We start from the raw sequence: 19639 nt of genomic DNA on the forward strand, positions 1-19639 counted from the left end.
GAAGAGAAATGGAACTCAATAAATGGTGGAAAGATGCGGTTATTTACCAAATCTATCCGAAGAGCTTTAAAGATACAAATGGTGACGGAATTGGAGATTTAGCAGGCATCAAAGAAAAACTCCCATATCTTAATGAGTTGGGTGTGGATGGAATCTGGATTAGTCCAGTCTACCTTTCTCCACAGGTGGATAATGGGTATGATATTACGGATTATCGCATAATTGACCCAATGTTTGGTACCAACGAAGAAATGTATGAATTAATTGACCTCGCTCATGAACGTGGGATGAAGATTATTATGGACTTTGTGGCGAACCATACGAGTGACCATTGCGTTTGGTTTAAAGAAAGCTGCAAAGGAAAAGACAATTTCTTCAGCGACTTCTATATCTGGAAGGATGCAAAAGAAGACGGCAGCGAGCCGAATAACTGGGGAAGCAGCTTCGGTGGCTCTGCTTGGACGTGGAATGAAGAACGTGGACAATATTATCTTCACTACTATGCAGCAGAACAGCCCGACTTGAATTGGGAAAATCCAAATGTGCGTCAATACATCTATGACATGATACGGTTCTGGAAATCCAAAGGGGTTGATGGTTGGAGAATGGACGTCATTACGTCTATTTCGAAAGACCAAAGCTTCCCGGATAACGAGCGTCCCTATTCAACAAGCAATCAGCAAAATGGTCCTCGCATGCATGAATTCATTCACGAAATGAACCAGGAAGTGTTAACGCCTCTAAATATGATGACAGTTGGAGAATCTCCGGCAGCGAAATCTTATGATGCACACCTGCTAGTTGATCCAAAACGCGAAGAGCTTGACATGATTTTCACGTTTGAACACATGCATGTTGACCGGGTTCATGGCGACGTGAATGGACGTTGGGCAACGAAGAAACGTGATTTGCCAGCATTGAAGAAGATTTTAGCAAGCTGGCAAATAGAGCTTCGCGGCAGAGGTTGGAACGCCCTTTATTTCGAAAATCATGATCGAGCGCGTGTCATTTCTCGCTGGGGTAATGATACAAACTACCGCTATGAATGTGCGACTGCTTTTGCAACAGTACTTCATGGTCTTCAAGGAACAGCGTATGTCTACCAAGGCGAAGAAATTGGGATGACCAATCCAAAATTTGAGCTAGAAGAATATGAAGATATTGAACTACGCGGGAATTATGAGCATTTCGTATTAAATCAAAAAACGATGAGCCATGATGACTTCTTAGCAGCGGTGCATAAAATCAGCCGTGACAATGCACGTACACCGATGCAATGGAATGACTCCGTTCATGCGGGATTTTCAACCGCTGAACCGTGGTTTAAGGTAAATCCAAACTATCCAGAAATCAATGTAGAAAAAGATCGTGCAAGCGAAAAATCTATTTTTAAATACTATCAAGACTTGATCAAACTTCGTCATACAACGACTATTTTACGAGATGGAGAGTTTGAATTATTCCTTGCTGATGATGAAGAGCTTTTCGTTTACAAACGTTTTGAAGGAGAAAAAACTTGGTTTGTTGTGGCCAACTTCTCGGAACAATCAAGAAGCATCGAAGAAGTTTGCTCCCTTGTTGGCAATAGGGAAATAAACTTCATCATTAAAAACAATACCGAACGTAAGGATTTAGCTAGTGATTTAAATCCTTGCGAAGCGTTTATCGTAGAGATTGGATAATTCTGGTCAAAGGGATGCCTCGAAGGTTGATAACTTGTTTCTAAAGTTTATGTAAAAATCGGATGCTGCTTTCTATCGTTTAGAGAAGTGGCATCCGTTTTTTCTATTGATTTCTAAATTATTCTGCTTTTCCTTCAACAACGATATCATCTGCACTAATATCTGCGCCAAAGAAAGGTTTCAATTGTTCATCGTAATCTTTGTGGAAGAATTGTTCTTTACCTAAAGTGGCAAGTTCATCATTCACCCAGTTAAGTAAGCTCGTATTGCCTTTTTTTACTGCTGGGGCAATGTAATCTGATTTACCTAATTCCTTAATCGCTACCGTATAATCAGGGTTGTTTTTAACCCATGCATATAGGTAGGAGTTATCATCAGCAAGTGCTAGAGCTCTGCCATCTTTTAAAGCTTGGAATTGTTGGGTCTTTGAATCATATTTTTCAAGTGAAACATCTGGCTCGTTTTGAGTGAAATAAATTTCTGCTGTCGTTCCTTTGTTTACAATTAATTTTTTTCCTTTTAATTGGCTTACATCAGTGATCAGACTAGATTTAGGTGATACTACGCCAATACCGACTTTCATATATGGATTCGCAAAATCCACTTGTTCTTTTCTTTCAGGCGTTACGGTAAAGTTAGCCAAGACAAGGTCAACTTTATTCGATTTTAATGCATCTACGCGTTCTTCCGCATTAACGATGACAAACTCCACTTTTGATTCATCCCCTAATAAATCTTTGGCGATTCTTTTTGCTAGATAGACGTCATAACCTTGATTTTTCCCATCCTTATCAATGTATCCATATGGCGAAAGGTCACCGAAAACTGCAATTTTAATTTTGCCTCGTTTTTTAATCGCCTCAACCGAGGATGGGTTGTTTGATTCTGAATTTTTTGAGTCATTATTTTTTCCGCATCCTACAAGTACGAAAGCGAATAAACTAAAAGCCAATAATCCTAAAATTGTTTTTTTGAAATTGCGCATGATATTTCCTCCTAGTTGTTTTAAAAGTTTAAACTACTTAAGAATTGTTTCGCGCGATCTGTAGTCGGATCTTCAAAGAAAGTTTTTCCATCTGTTCGTTCAATAATTTTTCCGTTTTCCATAAAGAGTATTTGATCGGCTATTTTTTCTGCGAAACTCATTTCATGGGTGACTACGACCATCGTCATATCCTGGCTTGCGAGCTGAAGCATTACTTCAAGCACTTCTCGCACCATTTCAGGGTCAAGTGATGCCGTTACTTCGTCAAATAGCATTAGCTCCGGGTTGAGGCATAGTGCTCTGACAATTGCAACGCGTTGTTTTTGTCCCCCTGAAAGCTGACGCGGATAGTCATTCTTTCGGTCAGCTAAACCGACACGTGTTAACAGTTCGATCGCTTGCTTTTTCACTTCCTGTTTTTTTCTTTTCTGGACTTTAACAGGTCCGAGCAGAATATTTTCCATAATGGTACGGTTGGGGAATAAATCATAACTCTGAAAAACCATCCCGATTTTCTGGCGCATCTTCTGCCAGCTCTTTTCATTCTGAGCAACTTCGCTCCCGTCAAAAATAATTTTGCCGGCTTGAATGTTTTCAAGACCATTCAAACAGCGCAGCAATGTACTTTTCCCGCAGCCGGAAGGTCCTAAAATAACGACCACATTGCCTTTATTAATCGATAAGTTCACATCATTTAAAACTTGTTTCTCACCAAAACTTTTGCTTAATCCTTGAACTTCCAATAATGCTTCTTGCTTACTCATTGCACTCATCCTTGTGAATATTTCTTTTCTAATTGTCTTGAAAGCTTTGATAACGGGTAACTTAGGGCAAAGTATAGAATAAAAATAAATCCATAAATCCAAAAAGGTGCACTTGGGTCTTTTATACTGCTGAATTCAATAATTTGCTGTCCAACCTTAATCAGCTCAATTAAACCGATCATGACTAGTAAAGAAGTCGTTTTAATAACCCGTGTTGTCAGGTTAATGGTTGCCGGAATGGTATACCGCACGGCTTGAGGGACGAGCACATATGTATACACTTGTACAATGTTTAAACCAATCGCTTTACCTGCCTCGATTTGGTGCTTCGGAACGGAAGAGATGGCGGATCTTACAATGTCGCTCATTTCGGCAGCGATCCACAAACTAAAGACAAGAATAGAAACTTCTTCAGCATTCAAATCGAGATTGTAGTCCTGTGGCAGGATATAGTAAAAAACAAATAACCAAACTAAAATTGGAATAATACGAAAAAGTTCTAAATAAAGCCGAAAAATAAATTGAATGACCTTTATTTTAGTTGTACGGATCGCACCAATGATTAACCCGAGTACACCGCCAATGATCATCGAAATGATAGCAACGCGAGCAGTCACCCAAAGCCCATCTAATAGTCTTATAAGGTTTTTCCCCTCAAAAATAACGTTAATACCCAAATGTTCCATGGCGGACCTTCCTTTCTAACCATGTCAGAACAAGTGAAAGTGGCAATAAAATAATGGAATACGCAATAACTAGGACAAGCAGATATTCATCTGTTCGATAGTACATCCCAATAAGGTCGCGCGTTGTATTCATTAATTCCAAAATGGCAATACCACTGAAAATAGATGTTTCTTTTAATAAAAAAATACAGTTCGCACCAATCATCGGTACACTAATAGATAGCGCTTGAGGGAAGACAACATATCTTGCCAGCTGAAAAGTCGACAAGCCAATTGCTTTTCCCGATTCAACTTGAATCTTCGGCACTCCTTCTAATCCACCGCGAAATGCTTCTGCTATGTAACTGCCCCCCAAAAAAGCTAATCCAATAATCGCACAGCTTTCTTTTGACATCGTAACCCCCATCTTAGGAAGGCCATAATAAAGAAAGAACAGTTGTACGAGCAAAGGGGTGTTTCTTGACAATTCAATATAAATGGCAGCTATTCGTTTAAGTATAGGGATGCGAAAGTACTGACAGAAACTACAAATGATTCCAATAATAAATGATATAAGAATGCCCCAAAATGCTAGCCAAAGTGTTATACCGAGTGCTTTTTCATACAAAGGTAAACAATCGACTATTGCTTGCCAATTCACAATCTATCAACCTCTTCTTTCTCAAATATTGTCTTGTTAAAATGGATCTCCTCCTCTTCGTTATTAAAAGTAAATAAATCTATTAGTAAAAAGTTGTTAAAGCAAGAAGATTATACCACCTGGGAATCTACTAATCAACTACATTCTTATATGTTTTATCGGAATTTACTTTTAGTGGTGACATAGACTTTGGTTTATGTTTTAAATTTCTAAACTATTGCATTAGTATTTCTGATTATACTTTTGTAAATATTTACTTTATATTATTTTTATAAGAAACTAATCCGATTTGTTTAGGTAGAATTTTGAAAGGAGAATCTTAACGTAAAAGTTAATGTTCATTTTGCAAAAAAAGATAATGCCTGCATCTAAATATGAATTTTTCTGGCTTTTAAAACCGACTAAATACATGTGATAAATATGATATATGAAAGGAAATTAACGTCATGATGATGAATAAAGTGGTCGTGAAGAAGGACATTATCCGTCAACAAAATGTACCAGTCAGTATGCGAGATGGTACAAAATTGTATGCCGATATTTATCGGCCGAATGATAAAACTGATTATCCGATTCTACTATTAAGAACACCCTACAACAAAGAAGATGCACAAACAATGAATTATGCACATCCAATTTGGTATGCACAGCAAGGTTATGTTGTTATTGTTCAAGATACACGTGGACGGTGGTCGTCTGAAGGGGAATTTCATCCACTGGTTCACGAAGGAACAGATGGTTACGATACAATAGAATGGGCAGTTACGTTGCCTTATACCATTCCAAAGGTGGGAATGTATGGATTTTCATATATCGGGTTTTCACAACTTTTGACAGCGGCAGAGCAGCCTCCACATCTTGCATGTATTGCACCATTTATGTGTGGATCCAATTCAATAAAGGTTTCTGAGAATGGCGCCTTTCCATTAGCTCAAAATTTGTCTTGGGCGATCTTTGTTAGTCAAAATGAAGCAATCAGAAAAAAAGATGTGAAATGGCTTCAACAGCTTGCGACAACGAATATTCAAGAATTATATAGATATTTGCCATTGCAAGATGCACCGCTTATCAAAAATGAGCTTGCTCCATTCTATCAAAAGTGGATTCAACAACCACATGAAAAACAAGCAGATTCTTCATCATTATACGAAAATATTTTGGTTCCTGGTTTACATCTAGGTGGATGGTATGACATGTATGTGGACAAAACGATTGGAAATTACAAAGGAATAAAAGAAAAAAGCAAAAATGAGAATGCAAGAGAAAATCAATACTTAATTTTAACACCTTGGTATCATATGCCATGGTCTCGATATGTAGGGCAAATTGATTATGGCAAAAATGCAGAAAATCGGGTTAACGAAATACAAATTAAATGGTTTGACAGGTGGCTGAAAGATAGTCGAACGGCGTGGGGAGAAGACCCTGTTCGTTATTTTGTTACAGGAGAAAATAAATGGCATATGTCGAAACACTGGCCTTTGCCTGAGAGTGAAAGTAAAGTTCTTTACTTATCAAGTGAAGATCGAGCAAATTCAATTAATGGTACTGGAAAACTGGCAGAGGAAATATCAAAACAAAATAGTGAAAAAGATATTTATGTATATCATCCGTCCATCTATGTACCTGCAATTGGCGGCCGCTCTGGACCAGATCCCGTACAGACACCGATGGGACCACAAAATCAACAGCCTATTGAAATCCGTAATGATGTACTTGTGTATACATCTGAAATTCTAGCAGAAGATTTAGATGTAATAGGTGAGGTGAACGCAGAATTATATATTTCCACTACAGTAGAAGATACAGATTTTGCTGTTAAATTAATAGACGTTTATCCTGATGGCCGCTCTATCAATGTTGCAGAAGGACTGCTTCGTGCAAGTGCACGAAATGGAATAGATCAGCGCCAAGCTTTAATCCCTAATAAGGTATATCAATTGGACATTTCAGCGGGTTCCATTGCACATCGTTTTAAAAAGGGTCATGCTATCCGACTAAACATAACAAGCACATTGTTCCCAACATTTGATCGACATTGCAATCAGTTTTTGCCATTGGATGAAGTCACTGAACTAACGTTTAAAACAGCTACCCAAACGGTATACCATAGCGAACAATACCCATCCAATATACGGTTTACCATTAAAAATTCACATGGAGACTCGTCCCTACCATCTAAGAAAGAAAAGGGCCAGACTCAAACCTAATAAAGGTGGCGTGAGCGCAGCTCCGACCCCTTTTCTATAAACAAACAGGAGGATAGTAGATCTTGAAACATACATATATATGGTTTGATATCGGATATACCTTGTTATATCAACAGCGTGAAAAGATATATGATCAATATTTGAAAGAACAGAACATTCATCTACCTATCCAAAAAATTGAAGAAGCCTATCACTATGCTGATAAATTATTTATGCGTGAGTACCCGGGCATTCTTGGAACAAAAACAGACCATTTTTTTCCATGGTATTTGGGCGTGGTAAATCATTATTTACAACTTGCATTCCATCTAGAATCCCAAAACCGCTTTATGCAAAAAGAAATTAAGGAAACAAAACCATATTGGCTGCCTTTTTCCTTCACAAAAGACGTGCTTCATACGTTAAAGCAGGATGGGTATCGACTTGGTGTAATTAGTAATTGGGATAAGAGTGCACGCCCTTTATTAGATTACCATGGGTTAATTGACTATTTCGACCATATTATTATTTCCTCAGAAGTTGGCATCGAAAAACCAAGTAAACAGATATTCGAACTTGCTCTTAAGCAAGGGAAAACGAAAAGCGAGGAAAGTATTTATATTGGTGATAATTACTATGACGATGTTGTTGGCAGCGCAAAAGCGGGGATTAAAACATATTTGATTAATCGATTTGAAAATAAAGGAATTGAAGAGCTTCACTATCCGCATACCCTAGAGTCTATTAATGAACTGCCATCATTATTAAAAGCCATACGTGTATAAATGAGGAAATTAGAGGAGGATGAATGATGACTTTATATACAAGAAAAAGAACATGGTTACCTGCGTTACTATTGTTTGTTTTAAGCCTAGCTTTGTTATCGGGATGCAGTAATAGTAGTAACGTGGATAGCGATGCTTCCGAGGATAGTAAAGAATCAAAACCGAAATCAGGTGGGAGCATTGTCGTTGCAATACCTCAAGATTTGGATTATTTAGATCCACATTTAGCAGAAGCTGCTGGTACAAGAGAAGTAACGTTTAATATTTTTGAGGGATTATTAAAAGCAACTACAGATGGAGGCTTAGATTCTGCCATTGCAAAATCATACGAAATTTCCAAGGATGGCTTAACCTATACATTTGCTCTTCGTGATGGAGTCAAGTTCCATAACGGCCAAGACTTAACTTCAAAAGATGTTGTTTATTCTTATTCTAAGCTAGCTGGTTTAGATTCAGGGAAACCATTATCCGCTGGCTTTGCCAACGTTAAAAAGATTGAAGCACCAGATGATAAAACAGTTGTGGTTGGATTAAAAGAAAATGAAGCGGCAGTTATTACAGCTTTTACGGCGCCTATTATTCCAGCCGATTACAAAGACAGCAATAAAACTCCAATCGGAACAGGACCGTTCAAATTCGTAGAATATAAAGCAGGCCAGCATTTAATTGTGGAGAAAAATAAAGATTACTATATTAAAGGAGTTCCTTATTTAGATAAAGTAGAATTCCGCATTCTGCCAGACCCAGAAGCAGCATTCTTAGCTTTACAATCTGGTGAAATTGATATTTATCCACGGATTGCTACGGAAAAAGCAGAACAATTAACCACTGGTTTTAAAACAATCAGCAATGAGCAAAACTTAGTTCAGCTATTAGCCTTTAATAATAAAGTGAAACCATTTAATGATATTAAAGTTCGTCAAGCAATTAATTATGCAGTGGATAAGGATGAAATTATCAAAGGAGTGGCTCTAGGCAAAGGGACAAAAATTGGTTCCAACTTAAGCCCTAAATTAAGCAAATACTATAATGATAGCTTAGAAGACTTATATCCGACAGACATAGAAAAAGCGAAGAAATTACTTGCTGAAGCTGGGTTGCCAGATGGATTCCAATTTACCATAACAGTTCCTTCCGTATATCCATTCCATGTTGATACAGCACAAGTAATCACAAATCAACTAGAGAAGGTAGGAATTAAAGCGAAGATTGAAACGGTTGAGTGGGGAGTTTGGTTAGAACGAGTTTATCAAGGGCGCGATTATGAAACAACTATTATTGGATTAGACGGAAAGCTTGACCCGTATGAAATATTAAGTCGTTATATTTCAACAGCTGATAATAACTTCTTAAACTACAAGAATCCTAAGCTGGATAAAGTATTAGATCAAGCTAAAGTTGAAACGGATGAAAATAAACGAATTTCTTTCATTAAAGAAGCTCAAAAAATTATTGCAGAGGATGCAGCAGCTGTTTTCATTATGGACCCTTATACAAATGTCACTTTTAAAGATACGATTAAGGGATACAAAACATATCCAATCTATGTTCAAGATTTATCATCAGTATATATTGAAAAATAATAACCGGAGGGCATGGAATGGATTATGTACTAAAAAAAACATTAAGCTCCTTATTAACGTTATTACTTGTCGTCGTGCTCGTTTTTTTAGCTTTTCGCATCATTCCAGGCAATCCAGCTAATATTATTTTGGGAGTAGAGGCAACACCTGCGCAAATTGAAGCATTGGAACAAAAGCTTGGAATCGATAAGACACCGGTTGAACAATTTATTCATTGGGTTAAGGGAGTTTTTCTACTAGATTTTGGAGAGTCTCTGCGTTTTTCAGAACCTGTTCTTTCACTGATTGGTGAAAGAATAGGTGTAACCTTTTCATTAGCTTGCATCGCTATTATTATTACGATTCTAGTATCTATTCCACTAGGGATAATTGCTGCCAATTATAAAGGGAAATTTCTAGATATATTCATTTCTATTAGCACCCAAATTGGTCTTGCCATTCCATCCTTTTGGATGGGGATATTATTAATTATGATCTTTGGTGTATTTTTTCATTTGATTAAAGTAGGCGGTTATGTGCCGTGGTCTGAAAATCCTTTATTAGCTTTTAAATCATTGCTATTTCCAGCTATTGCAATATCCATTCCTCAAATAGCAGTGCTTGTTAGGTACTTACGGACAACGATGATAGAACAATTAAATTTTGACTATGTGCGGACAGCTAAAAGCAAAGGCTTAAAAGATTCAGCTGTATTGTTTAGGCACGTATTAAAAAATGCTTTGATACCAGTTATTACGATCGCTGGCTTGAACTTTGGAGAAATTCTTGCTGGGAGTCTTGTGATTGAGCAAGTATATGCCTTGCCAGGTTTCGGAAGAATGCTTATTTCGGCAATTGGAGATCGCGATTTTCCACTTGTTCAAGGGATGGTTATTATGATTGCAATGATTGCAGTAATCGTAAATTTATTAGTCGACCTCTCCTACCGCTATCTAGATCCAAAAATAAAATGGAAGTAAGGAAGTGAGATGAAATGTTCAAAAAATTTAATCTAATAGCTGGAGGTGCGATTGTACTTTTCTTACTATTTATTTTTCTTATTAGCTTCTTTTATGTGCCATATGATGTTAATCAAATGAATATTGAAGATAGGCTTATGGAGCCAAACAGCCATTATTTAATGGGAACGGACAATTTTGGACGCGATGTATTAAGTCGAGTGATGAAAGGTTCTCAAACTGCGTTTATCGTTGGCGGTGGAGCAGTATTAATTGGGCTGTCGTTCGGGATTTTAATAGGTGCTGCGGCTGGTTATTTTGGCGGTTGGATTGATGAATTGCTCATGAGAATCATTGATGCATTATTGGCATTCCCAGGCATTCTATTAGCACTTATTTTAGTAGCAATTTTTCAACCTACTTTAGAGATTACGGTAATTGCAATTGGTATTATGACGATTCCAAGCTTTTCTCGCGTGATTAGAAGTGGATTTATTAAGTTTAAACAGATGGATTTCATTAGGGCTGCTCGAAATTTTGGATCTAGTAATTTTCGTGTCATCCTTCATCACATTTTACCAAACATTGTTTCTTCCATTATCGTAACTGCTTCTCTTAGTTTTTCCACTGCGATACTGGTAGAAGCTGCATTAAGTTATCTAGGATTAGGTGTACAACCCCCTGATCCGAGCTGGGGAAGAATGTTAAATGAGGCGCAAGGGTTTGCTAAGTTAGCTCCTTGGTATACTTTAGCGCCAGGTTTTATGTTAACGCTAACCATTCTTGGATTTAATTTGCTAGGTGACGGGATAAGAGATTTACATGATTTTTCGGAGTAAAGATTATTTTGGAGGATGGAGAGGATGAAAAAATGCCAGAAATATTATCAATTCAAAACCTGACCATTCAACTTGAACAAAATAGGAATATACTCCCTGTTCTTTTCGGACTTTCCTTAACGGTTCAAAAAGGGGAAATTTTTGGTATTGTTGGGGAATCAGGATGTGGAAAAAGCGTATTATCAAATTCCATTATCGGTTTACAGCCTGAAAAAATGTTCGCGTCAAAGGGAGATATCGTATTTGAAGGACAGTCCTTGTTAAACAAGTCAAAGCATCAATTGCAAAAAATGAGAGGAAATGAAATCTCAATGGTTTTTCAAAATCCGATGTCCTCTTTAAATCCATCCTTAACAATAGGGTATCAGATTATAGAAATCATTCGTACGCATCAAAAAGTTTCCAAAAAGGAAGCTAAAGAAATAGCGATTGAGGTTATGAAGAAAGTAGGTTTACCGCGTGCTGATCAATTGCTTTATGAGTACCCTCACCAACTATCAGGTGGAATGCAGCAACGTGTGATGATTGCTATTGCCATTGCTTGTCAGCCAAAGCTGCTGATAGCGGATGAACCAACAACTGCTTTAGATGTTACGATACAAGCACAAATTTTAAAATTATTAAAAGAAATACGGCGTGAGCAAGGCACGACAATATTACTCATTTCCCACGATTTAGGTGTAATGGGTGAAATATGTGATCGGATAGCGGTTATGTATGCTGGGGAAATAGTAGAGATTGGCACGACAGAACAACTTTTTGAAAACCCTAGTCATCCATATACGAAGGGTTTAATGCAATCCATCCCTTCACCGGATAAAAAGGGAAAACCGCTCTATTCCATCGCAGGAACTGTACCGCCGCTTCATGAACGAAAAGGCGGATGTCCCTTTGCTAGCCGCTGTCAACTATCAATCGAAAAATGCTTTGAATCAAAGCCACAACTTACAAAAGTTTCTGATGCTCATGATGTCAGATGCTACTTTAGTGAAATTGCGGAGGGAAATGATGAGTACGCAAGATCTTCTAGTTAAAGTGGAGAACATCAAAAAAACATATACACAGAGAAGGTTATATAAAACCAAAGAGTTGCATGCAGTTTCCAATGTAAGTCTTACGTTAAGAAGAGGAGAAACGCTAGGGCTGGTCGGGGAAAGTGGAAGTGGCAAGTCCACTTTAGGCCAGGTGATTGGCCAATTGTTAGAACCTACCGAAGGAAATTTGATATTTGAAGGCCAAGTAATTGGAGATATGACCATCCAACAGAAAAGGCTGCTAAAAAAAGATATACAATATGTTTTTCAAGATGCATTTTCCGCATTAAATCCACAACATAAAGTCTCAAAACTAATGGAAGAGCCATTAATTATTCAAAAAATCGGAACACCAGCAGAGAGAAAAGCAAGGGTAAACGAGATGATGCATGATATTGGATTGGATGAGAGCTATCGTGATGCCTACATACACGAACTAAGCGGAGGACAAAGGCAGCGTGTCGGTATTGCAAGATCTCTTATATTACAACCCAAATTGCTGATTCTAGATGAACCCGTTTCTGCATTAGATGTCTCCGTTCAATCACAAATTTTGAATTTATTAAAAAGCTTGCAGCAAAAATATCAACTAACTTATTTGTTTATTTCACATGATTTGAATGTTGTACATTATATGAGTGATCGAATAGCAGTAATGTATTTAGGAAAAATGATCGAAATTGCCAATGTACATCATTTATATGAGACTCCCCTTCATCCATATACGAGAGCACTTGTTTCGGCTATTCCAACTTACAAAAGGCAAGGAGAACCACTATTGCTAGAAGGAGAGATTTCAAGTGCAATAGATAAGTTGAGCGGCTGCCCGCTATATAATCGTTGTCCTTTTGCAAAAGAAATATGTAAACAGAAAGAACCTATACTTGAGGAATTTAGTACAGATCAATACGTTTCATGCCATTTATATTAGACACAACAAAGACAAGGGAGAGGGTTTCATGAACCAATTTGTCACAAATACTATTTATAGGTCTATTCCGATTTATCAACGGACTTATTCAATTAAATGAAAACATACTAATATTAGTAGCGTTGTATGTGAATCTCTTTTAATAAAGGAATCGTAACTTTTTTGTCATGGCTGTTTTCTAAAAGTTTGTTGTTTTTGAAAAAAATAATAAACATAGCTGAAGCACTGAGCAGCCTGAATACACGTAGAATCCTGCTTAGAAAAGCGAGAAAGACGAGACCCCACAGGAGCATAGCGACGAGGAGGCTCGGCACTCGTCCGCGGAAAGCGAAGTGTATTCAGGCTGCGGGTTAAATAACAACAATCTATACGAAAAGAGCCTTCGTCATTTAAATTGGCCGAAGAAAAAAGGGATTAAAAAATATATATTAACTAAAATTTTGCAACAGCCAAATGAGCTTTAAACCCATATCAAAAAACGTTATGAAATTTTTGTGCTAATGATCATGAAGATGTAAAAATCTTCATTGAGGAGGATATTAGATGGTTATCGAGCAAAAACGAAAAAATAAAAAATTTATTGATAGTTTGAAAGATGGTAGACAGGTATGGATAGACGGAGAGAAAGTCAAAGAATTGTATGCACATCCTGCATTCGAAGGCACTTTAAATACCATTCAAGCGCTTTTTAATCAATTAGAAGATGTTAATGTACGTGACAAAATTGGATTCATTAGCCCCATTACAAAACAATATGTGCATAATGCATTCTTAGTTCCTAAAACGTTCGATGATTTGCATGCTAGAAAAGAAACTTTTACTTTTTGGGCGAATCAAACGCTAGGGAATATGTCTAGATTAGCAGAATCCGGAAGATCCTATCTAACAGGTTGGTATGCATCAAGAGAACTATTTAATCAGTATGACCCTGAATTTTCAAAAAAGATTACTCGTATTTATGAACAAGCGAGAGATGAAAATCGCTTAGCCATTTCGGTAGTAGCTGATCCACAAGTAAATCGAGCCAAGTCTCAACTAGAACAGGAAGATCCCGATTTATTGCTGAGAATTGTAAAGGAAACAGAAGAAGGTATCATTATTCGTGGTGCGAAAGTGATGGCCACAGCTGTTCCTTATGCCCATGATATTATAGTTCAATCGTCATTCAAATTTAATGAAGAAGAATGCAAGTATGCAAATCTATTGGTTGTTCCGGTCAATACACCAGGTATTCATATTATTTGCCGAGATTCCTTTTCTTCTTTAAATAAAGAGTTACATCCATTAAGCTCTCGTTATGAAGAAATGGATGCAACAATTGTTTTTGACGATGTTCTCGTGCCATGGGATCGAGTCCTTTTCCATCAAAATCCTCAAGGGGCTTGGAAAGCTCTTAAGCATAAAAGAGACAATAGTTTAGCGAATCATCAAAGTGTCATTAGGCTCATTGCAAAAATGGAATTTGTAGCTGGATTGGCATTTTCACTAACAGAGGCGATTGGTGTTCATGAATATCTAAATGTTCAAGAAAAGCTAGGAGAACTAGTTATTCAAATTGAAACGGTCAAAGCGCTAGTATCAGCTGCTGAAGCTGAAGCCCAATATGATGACTATGGAACTTTATGGCCTGATCCACTAAAACTGCGCATTGCCATCGATTTAGGGGCAAGCTATTATCCAAGAGCTATTGAAATTTTACAACAAGTTGTTGGCGGTGGATTACTGCAAGTGCCATCTATAGATCTTGAAAAAAATAAAGAGATACAAGGGTTTATTGATAAATATTACAGTGGAGCAAATGTTACTGCTGAAAGAAAGATCAAATTATTCAGATTAGCATGGGATTTGATTGGAAGCCCATTAGGTGCCCGCCATGAATTATACGAGCGGTTTTTCTCAGGGGATCCGGTTAGAAATAATGCGGTTCGATATAAGGAATACAATAAAGATGCTTTAATTAAACGTGTAGAAAACTTTCTTAAATCATGATGATAGAATATCTTTCACTATAAAAAATCCGACTAAACCCATGTGATAAATATAAAACAGGCGAAATATCGCTAATATAAGCGGTTATATCATCAAATAATCCAATTTCATCAAACTAATTTAATGATTCCAGGAGGAGTGTAAAAATGTCTAAGATACACATTATTCATGAAAATGATGAGTGGACTGCACCTCTTATTCAACATTTAAAGGAGCTTAATTTACCATATGAAAGTTGGCATTTAAGTAAAGGTAGTTTAGATTTGACGCAGGAGCCTCCCAAAGGAATATTTTATAATCGAATGAGTGCATCATCTCATACACGTTCACACCGTTTCTCCCCAGAATATACAGGAGTTGTTTTAGATTGGTTACAAGCTTATGGACGAAAAGTTTTTAATGATCGTAATGCCCTTCGGCTTGAAATTAGTAAAGTAGCACAATACACAGCTTTGGAAGTCGAGGGGATTAAGGTTCCACATACAATTGCTGCAATGGGGAATGAGGAAATAATTAAGGCAAGTAAAAGTTTTGAAGGAAGAAGTTTTATTATAAAACATAATCGTGCAGGTAAAGGGTTAGGGGTACGATTATTTAAAAATTCGGAAGCGTTGAGGGTTGCTATTGAGTCAAATGAGCTTGAACCTTCAGTAGATGGTATTTACTTATTACAAGAATATATCGAATCTCCAACTTCCACAATTACACGTTGTGAATTTATTGGCGGAAAATTCGTTTACGCTGTTGAAGTCAGCACTTTGGACGGATTTGAGCTTTGTCCTGCAGATGCCTGTAACATTGATGATGTATTCTGCCCTACTACTGAACAAAAACAGTCAAAATTTACGATAATAGAAAATTTTAATCATCCCATTATTGAAAAGTATGAACGATTTTTAAGCAAAAATGGTATTTCAATTGCTGGTATAGAATTCATAAAAAATTCAGAGGGTGAAATTTTTACATATGATGTAAATACGAATACAAACTATAATAGTACAGCAGAAGAAGCAGCAGGTATTTATGGTATGAAGGAAATAGCAGTATTTTTGGGTAAACAACTAAAAGAGTTGTATTCTCTGAGATAACTAGTATTAGCAATATTTAATTCTGGAGCCTGACACCTGACGCTAATTCTGACGATTAAATACTGAAAAAGGGTTCAAATGTTAATAACTCTCAAGGAAGATGAAAAAGATAGTCTTCCCATAAAAATACTATGTTTTCAGTTGGGATAATTCTTATAGGTTTAATATGATTTAATAATATTAAGTTATTTTATTAGAAAATTCAACCTTTTTTAGCACTTTTTAACATGTTGAGATAAAGGAGTCAGACGCCCTAGAAAGACAAAATATAGTAATAAAAAGAAGTAACCGTCCCTAAATCGTAGGATGACGGTTATTTTTTATGTTTTTAAGTTTGTTTTTTTATAATAAGATGTGAAATAAAAAGCTCTGAATTCCAAGGAAGGAAGGTATGTTAGTATCGGAGCTGCATCAGGATGCTTTTTATTTCGGTATCGTTCATTAATAAATCGTAGTGTTTTTCATTGATTTTAGCTAAAGCAGCATCATGATAAAAGAATTCAGAAAAAAACTTTACAAATGGTTTGGACATTGTCTTTAATGCATGCCATGAATCATTTTCGACGCCGGCAAACATGGCTACTCGATCGTCTATAATAAGTAATCGAAATGGTTCTAATACGACATGTTCTTGTGCCGGTATGAGCGTATGTACCTTCGATAAATCAGTCTCCAAATCCCCTGTCACAAGGATTTCAACATCTATCCCATTTTCCTCTTTTTCCTTTAGAAGGGGCAAGTATTCTTGGAAATCATCTTTCCAGGCAGACATTCGAATAGACGTTTTTGCTTCTTGAATAAGCTGCTTACTTTGTGCACGAATGGAGGCATTTACTTTTAAGCTCCAGACACGATCATCGGTGTATAATTTTTTATCTGTATTTATCTTTAATTGTTTAATATTTTCTTGAAATTCTGCTGTTAATTTTTCGATTGCAAGTGATATCGGTAAAGCAGTATATAATTTTTTCTTTTCCGAAACGGAATTCATTATCATGCCCTTTTCAATCATACGTAATATCACTTCATATATTTTTGCTTTTGGGACGCCGGAATATTTCACTATTTTAGCAGCATCCATTGGCTCCTCGCTCGATGCAAGAACTTCGTAAACTTTATTTTCATATTGTGAAAAACCGAATTTCTCTAACATATATTCCACCTACCTGCCTTGTATGTCTGGCTTGCGATCTTTTCCTCTAAAGTAAGATGAGACTCGACTAACAGCCTCAAAACAGGAGAAACAAATCTATCACTATTTTAAATCAAAGCTAATAGAATGCAAATTATATATAGGTTAAAACTCTATTCTAGTAAGGAATTCTAGTTTATTCATTCTTTTGTTTGAATTTTCAAAAATTTAGTTTGACAAATTAAACCAAAATAAAGTAATCTAATATAGGTTACTTATTTAGTAGTAATCTTTTATAGTAGTTAACTAGATTATATTTAGAACTATTGAAATGGGTAGCCTAATTTATTGATCATGGGGGAAATTATTTTGTGGAAAAAAACGCTTCTTACTAGTTTTCTAGCTTTACAGTTTACTTTACCTTCCGTTTATGCGGAGGAATCTTCACCTAAACAACAATCTGAAACGATTGATTTTCAGATGTTGTCGATAAATGATTTTCATGGAAACCTTGATACAACAAGTACATTAGATGGTAAAGAGGTTGGAGGTGCTGCTTATTTAGCCACACATTTAAATGAACATCAAAAAGAGATGGAAGCCCAGGCGGAAAAGGATGGGAAAAAATCTTATACACTTCGTTTGCATGCAGGAGATGCGGTTGGGGCAAGCCCTTCTATTTCCTCTTTGCTTCAAGACGAACCTACCATGAAAGCAATAAATAAAATGGGCTTTAAGCTCGGCACCCTTGGAAATCATGAATTTGACGAAGGAATTCCAGAATTTAAACGTCTTATCAGCGGATCATCTGTTCATCCAAAGGTAGCGAAATTAACAGAAGGAATGAACTATAAATATCATGGGATTGATAGTGACTTTAAATACATAGCAGCGAATGTTGTCGATAAATCTTCAGGGCAGCCTATTTTTGATCCATATATGGTAAAAGATATTGGTGGTGTAAAGGTTGGTTTTATCGGGATTGTAACAACAGAAACAAAAACATCTGTTATACCAACAAGTACTAAACCGTTCAATTTCCTTGATGAGGCAGGAACGATTAATAAGTATACAAAAGAGTTAAAAGGGCAAGGAGTAAAAGCGATCGTTGTTATTGCTCATGAGGGTGCTGCTACAAGCAATGGAGAAACGACGGGCATTATGGAGAAAGTAGCAAATAGTATAGATGATGAAGTGGATATTATCTTTGCGGCTCATAGTCACGAATATGCAAATGGCATTGTGGATGGAAAAGTTATTATTCAGGATTATAATTACGCAAAAGCTTTCGGTGATGTTCGAACAGAACTTGATCCAAAGACAAAAGACTTTGTTAAGAGTTCCATTAAAGCGGAAGTGGTGCCGAATACACGTGATGTAAACCCAGACCCGGAAATTCAATCGATCATTGATGAAGCAAAAAAAGTGACAGAAAAAGCAGAAAAACAGCCAATTGGACAAGCAGTCAGCGGTGACCCTATAGGAGAACGAAAGCCGGAGAATGGTGAAAATGCGCTTGGCAACCTAGTTACAGATGCACAGCGTTCTATGACGCAAGGTGCGGATTTTGCCATTACAAACTCTGGCGGTATTCGTGAAGCGCTGATTCCTGCAACAAATGACAAAGGGGAGCATATTATTACGTGGGGAGCAGCTTACAGTGTTCAACCATTTAATAATTATATCCAGCTAATTGAGTTGACCGGACAACAAATTAAAGATGGATTAAATCAGCAATGGCAAAATCCTGAACATATTATGTTTTTGCAGATTTCTGGTTTTACATACACGTATGTGGATGGAAGCAAGGTAAAGAATTGCCCAAATAAATATTGTGTCCAAGATGTTTTTTTAGAAGATGGAAAAACAAAAATGGATATGAATAAAACATATAAAGTAGCAATGAATGAATTTCTGACAGCTGGCGGCGACGGATTTACCGCATTTGCTAATAAAAAACTGGTAAGAAATGATAGTGTAGATTCGGAAATGTTTGCCAACTATATTGAAAAGCTGTCCGCTGATGGAAAAAAGGTGGAGGCGAAAGTAGAAGGAAGGCAAAAACTTGTTGAACCAGCTGTAGGTACAAGAGAAAAACAAGTTTTGCAAGATGAAAACAGTGATAAAGAGAAAGAATCTGCCGGAAAAACAGTAGATAAGGAACAGACAAGCGGTACCACTCATAATGATAAAAATAACAGTAATGACAGTAATGCAGAAGGCAACAGCGATAATGATAAGGCGAGCAAAGGAGAGAAATTGCCAAATACAGCAACAAATATGTATAACTACTTGCTAATAGGTGTCATCATGATTGGGATTAGTATTATTTTCCTGAAAAAAGGTAAGAAAAATCATGCTTAGTTTTTATTAA

Annotated in this window: 16 protein-coding genes; 11 read left to right on the top strand and 5 right to left on the bottom strand. The window is 36.8% G+C overall.

Annotation, left to right across the window (positions count from 1 at the left end; genetic code table 11):
• Positions 1-8: 8 nt before the first annotated feature.
• Positions 9-1682 carry an alpha-glucosidase gene (locus tag ACTXGU_RS13530; RefSeq protein ID WP_443482053.1) on the top strand — a complete coding sequence of 558 codons (1674 nt, stop codon included), beginning with the start codon at positions 9-11 and terminating at the stop codon, positions 1680-1682.
• 118 nt (positions 1683-1800) lie between these two features.
• Here the strand turns inward: ACTXGU_RS13530 and ACTXGU_RS13535 are convergent, their stop codons facing one another.
• From ACTXGU_RS13535 to ACTXGU_RS13550, 4 genes are read right to left on the bottom strand one after another with little or no spacing between them, the layout of a single operon-like run.
• Positions 1801-2667, bottom strand: coding sequence for a cysteine ABC transporter substrate-binding protein (locus ACTXGU_RS13535; protein WP_443482054.1), 867 nt, complete (start codon positions 2665-2667; stop codon positions 1801-1803).
• 20 nt (positions 2668-2687) lie between these two features.
• Positions 2688-3431 carry an amino acid ABC transporter ATP-binding protein gene (locus ACTXGU_RS13540; RefSeq protein ID WP_443482055.1) on the bottom strand — a complete coding sequence of 248 codons (744 nt, stop codon included), beginning with the start codon at positions 3429-3431 and terminating at the stop codon, positions 2688-2690.
• A 5-nt stretch (positions 3432-3436) separates the two neighbouring features.
• Positions 3437-4117, bottom strand: coding sequence for an amino acid ABC transporter permease (locus tag ACTXGU_RS13545; protein WP_443482056.1), 681 nt, complete (start codon positions 4115-4117; stop codon positions 3437-3439).
• Positions 4098-4757: an amino acid ABC transporter permease gene (locus ACTXGU_RS13550; RefSeq protein ID WP_443482057.1), complete on the bottom strand. Its 660-nt coding sequence runs from the start codon at positions 4755-4757 to the stop codon at positions 4098-4100. The genes ACTXGU_RS13545 and ACTXGU_RS13550 overlap by 20 nt, the downstream gene beginning before the upstream one ends.
• Positions 4758-5203: 446 nt before the next feature.
• Here ACTXGU_RS13550 and ACTXGU_RS13555 point away from each other — a divergent pair, with 446 nt between their 5' ends.
• From ACTXGU_RS13555 to ACTXGU_RS13595, 9 genes are all read left to right on the top strand, one after another.
• Positions 5204-6967, top strand: coding sequence for a CocE/NonD family hydrolase (locus ACTXGU_RS13555; protein ID WP_443482058.1), 1764 nt, complete (start codon positions 5204-5206; stop codon positions 6965-6967).
• A 62-nt stretch (positions 6968-7029) separates the two neighbouring features.
• The gene (locus tag ACTXGU_RS13560; protein WP_443482059.1) at positions 7030-7731 is read left to right on the top strand and encodes an HAD family hydrolase; all 702 of its coding nucleotides are present in this window, start codon (positions 7030-7032) and stop codon (positions 7729-7731) included.
• A gap of 23 nt (positions 7732-7754) precedes the next feature.
• On the top strand, positions 7755-9314 hold the full coding sequence (locus ACTXGU_RS13565; protein ID WP_443482060.1) for an ABC transporter substrate-binding protein: 1560 nt from the start codon (positions 7755-7757) through the stop codon (positions 9312-9314).
• A gap of 17 nt (positions 9315-9331) precedes the next feature.
• Positions 9332-10273, top strand: a complete 942-nt coding sequence (locus tag ACTXGU_RS13570) for an ABC transporter permease (protein WP_443482061.1) — start codon at positions 9332-9334, stop codon at positions 10271-10273.
• Positions 10274-10287: 14 nt separating this feature from the next.
• Positions 10288-11091 (top strand): ABC transporter permease, encoded by an 804-nt coding sequence (locus ACTXGU_RS13575; RefSeq protein ID WP_443482062.1) that lies wholly within the window; start codon positions 10288-10290, stop codon positions 11089-11091.
• Between the two features lie 8 nt (positions 11092-11099).
• Positions 11100-12125 (top strand): ABC transporter ATP-binding protein, encoded by a 1026-nt coding sequence (locus ACTXGU_RS13580; protein WP_443482063.1) that lies wholly within the window; start codon positions 11100-11102, stop codon positions 12123-12125.
• Entirely contained in the window at positions 12100-13056 is a 957-nt protein-coding gene (locus ACTXGU_RS13585; RefSeq protein WP_443482064.1) for an ABC transporter ATP-binding protein, read from the top strand. Before ACTXGU_RS13580 ends, ACTXGU_RS13585 begins: the two co-directional genes overlap by 26 nt.
• Before the next feature lie 543 nt (positions 13057-13599).
• On the top strand, positions 13600-15045 hold the full coding sequence (locus tag ACTXGU_RS13590) for a 4-hydroxyphenylacetate 3-hydroxylase family protein (protein ID WP_443482065.1): 1446 nt from the start codon (positions 13600-13602) through the stop codon (positions 15043-15045).
• Positions 15046-15191: 146 nt separating this feature from the next.
• On the top strand, positions 15192-16133 hold the full coding sequence (locus tag ACTXGU_RS13595) for an ATP-grasp domain-containing protein (protein WP_443482066.1): 942 nt from the start codon (positions 15192-15194) through the stop codon (positions 16131-16133).
• Between the two features lie 394 nt (positions 16134-16527).
• On the opposite strand, the gene ACTXGU_RS13600 is transcribed toward ACTXGU_RS13595, so the two are convergent.
• Positions 16528-17286, bottom strand: coding sequence for a TrmB family transcriptional regulator (locus ACTXGU_RS13600; RefSeq protein WP_443482067.1), 759 nt, complete (start codon positions 17284-17286; stop codon positions 16528-16530).
• 348 nt (positions 17287-17634) lie between these two features.
• Here ACTXGU_RS13600 and ACTXGU_RS13605 point away from each other — a divergent pair, with 348 nt between their 5' ends.
• Positions 17635-19629 carry a 5'-nucleotidase C-terminal domain-containing protein gene (locus tag ACTXGU_RS13605; protein ID WP_443482068.1) on the top strand — a complete coding sequence of 665 codons (1995 nt, stop codon included), beginning with the start codon at positions 17635-17637 and terminating at the stop codon, positions 19627-19629.
• The last annotated feature ends 10 nt before the right edge of the window (positions 19630-19639 follow it).

It is taken from the genome of Niallia sp. 01092 (genome assembly GCF_052318935.1).
GTDB lineage: Bacteria > Bacillota > Bacilli > Bacillales > Cytobacillaceae > Niallia.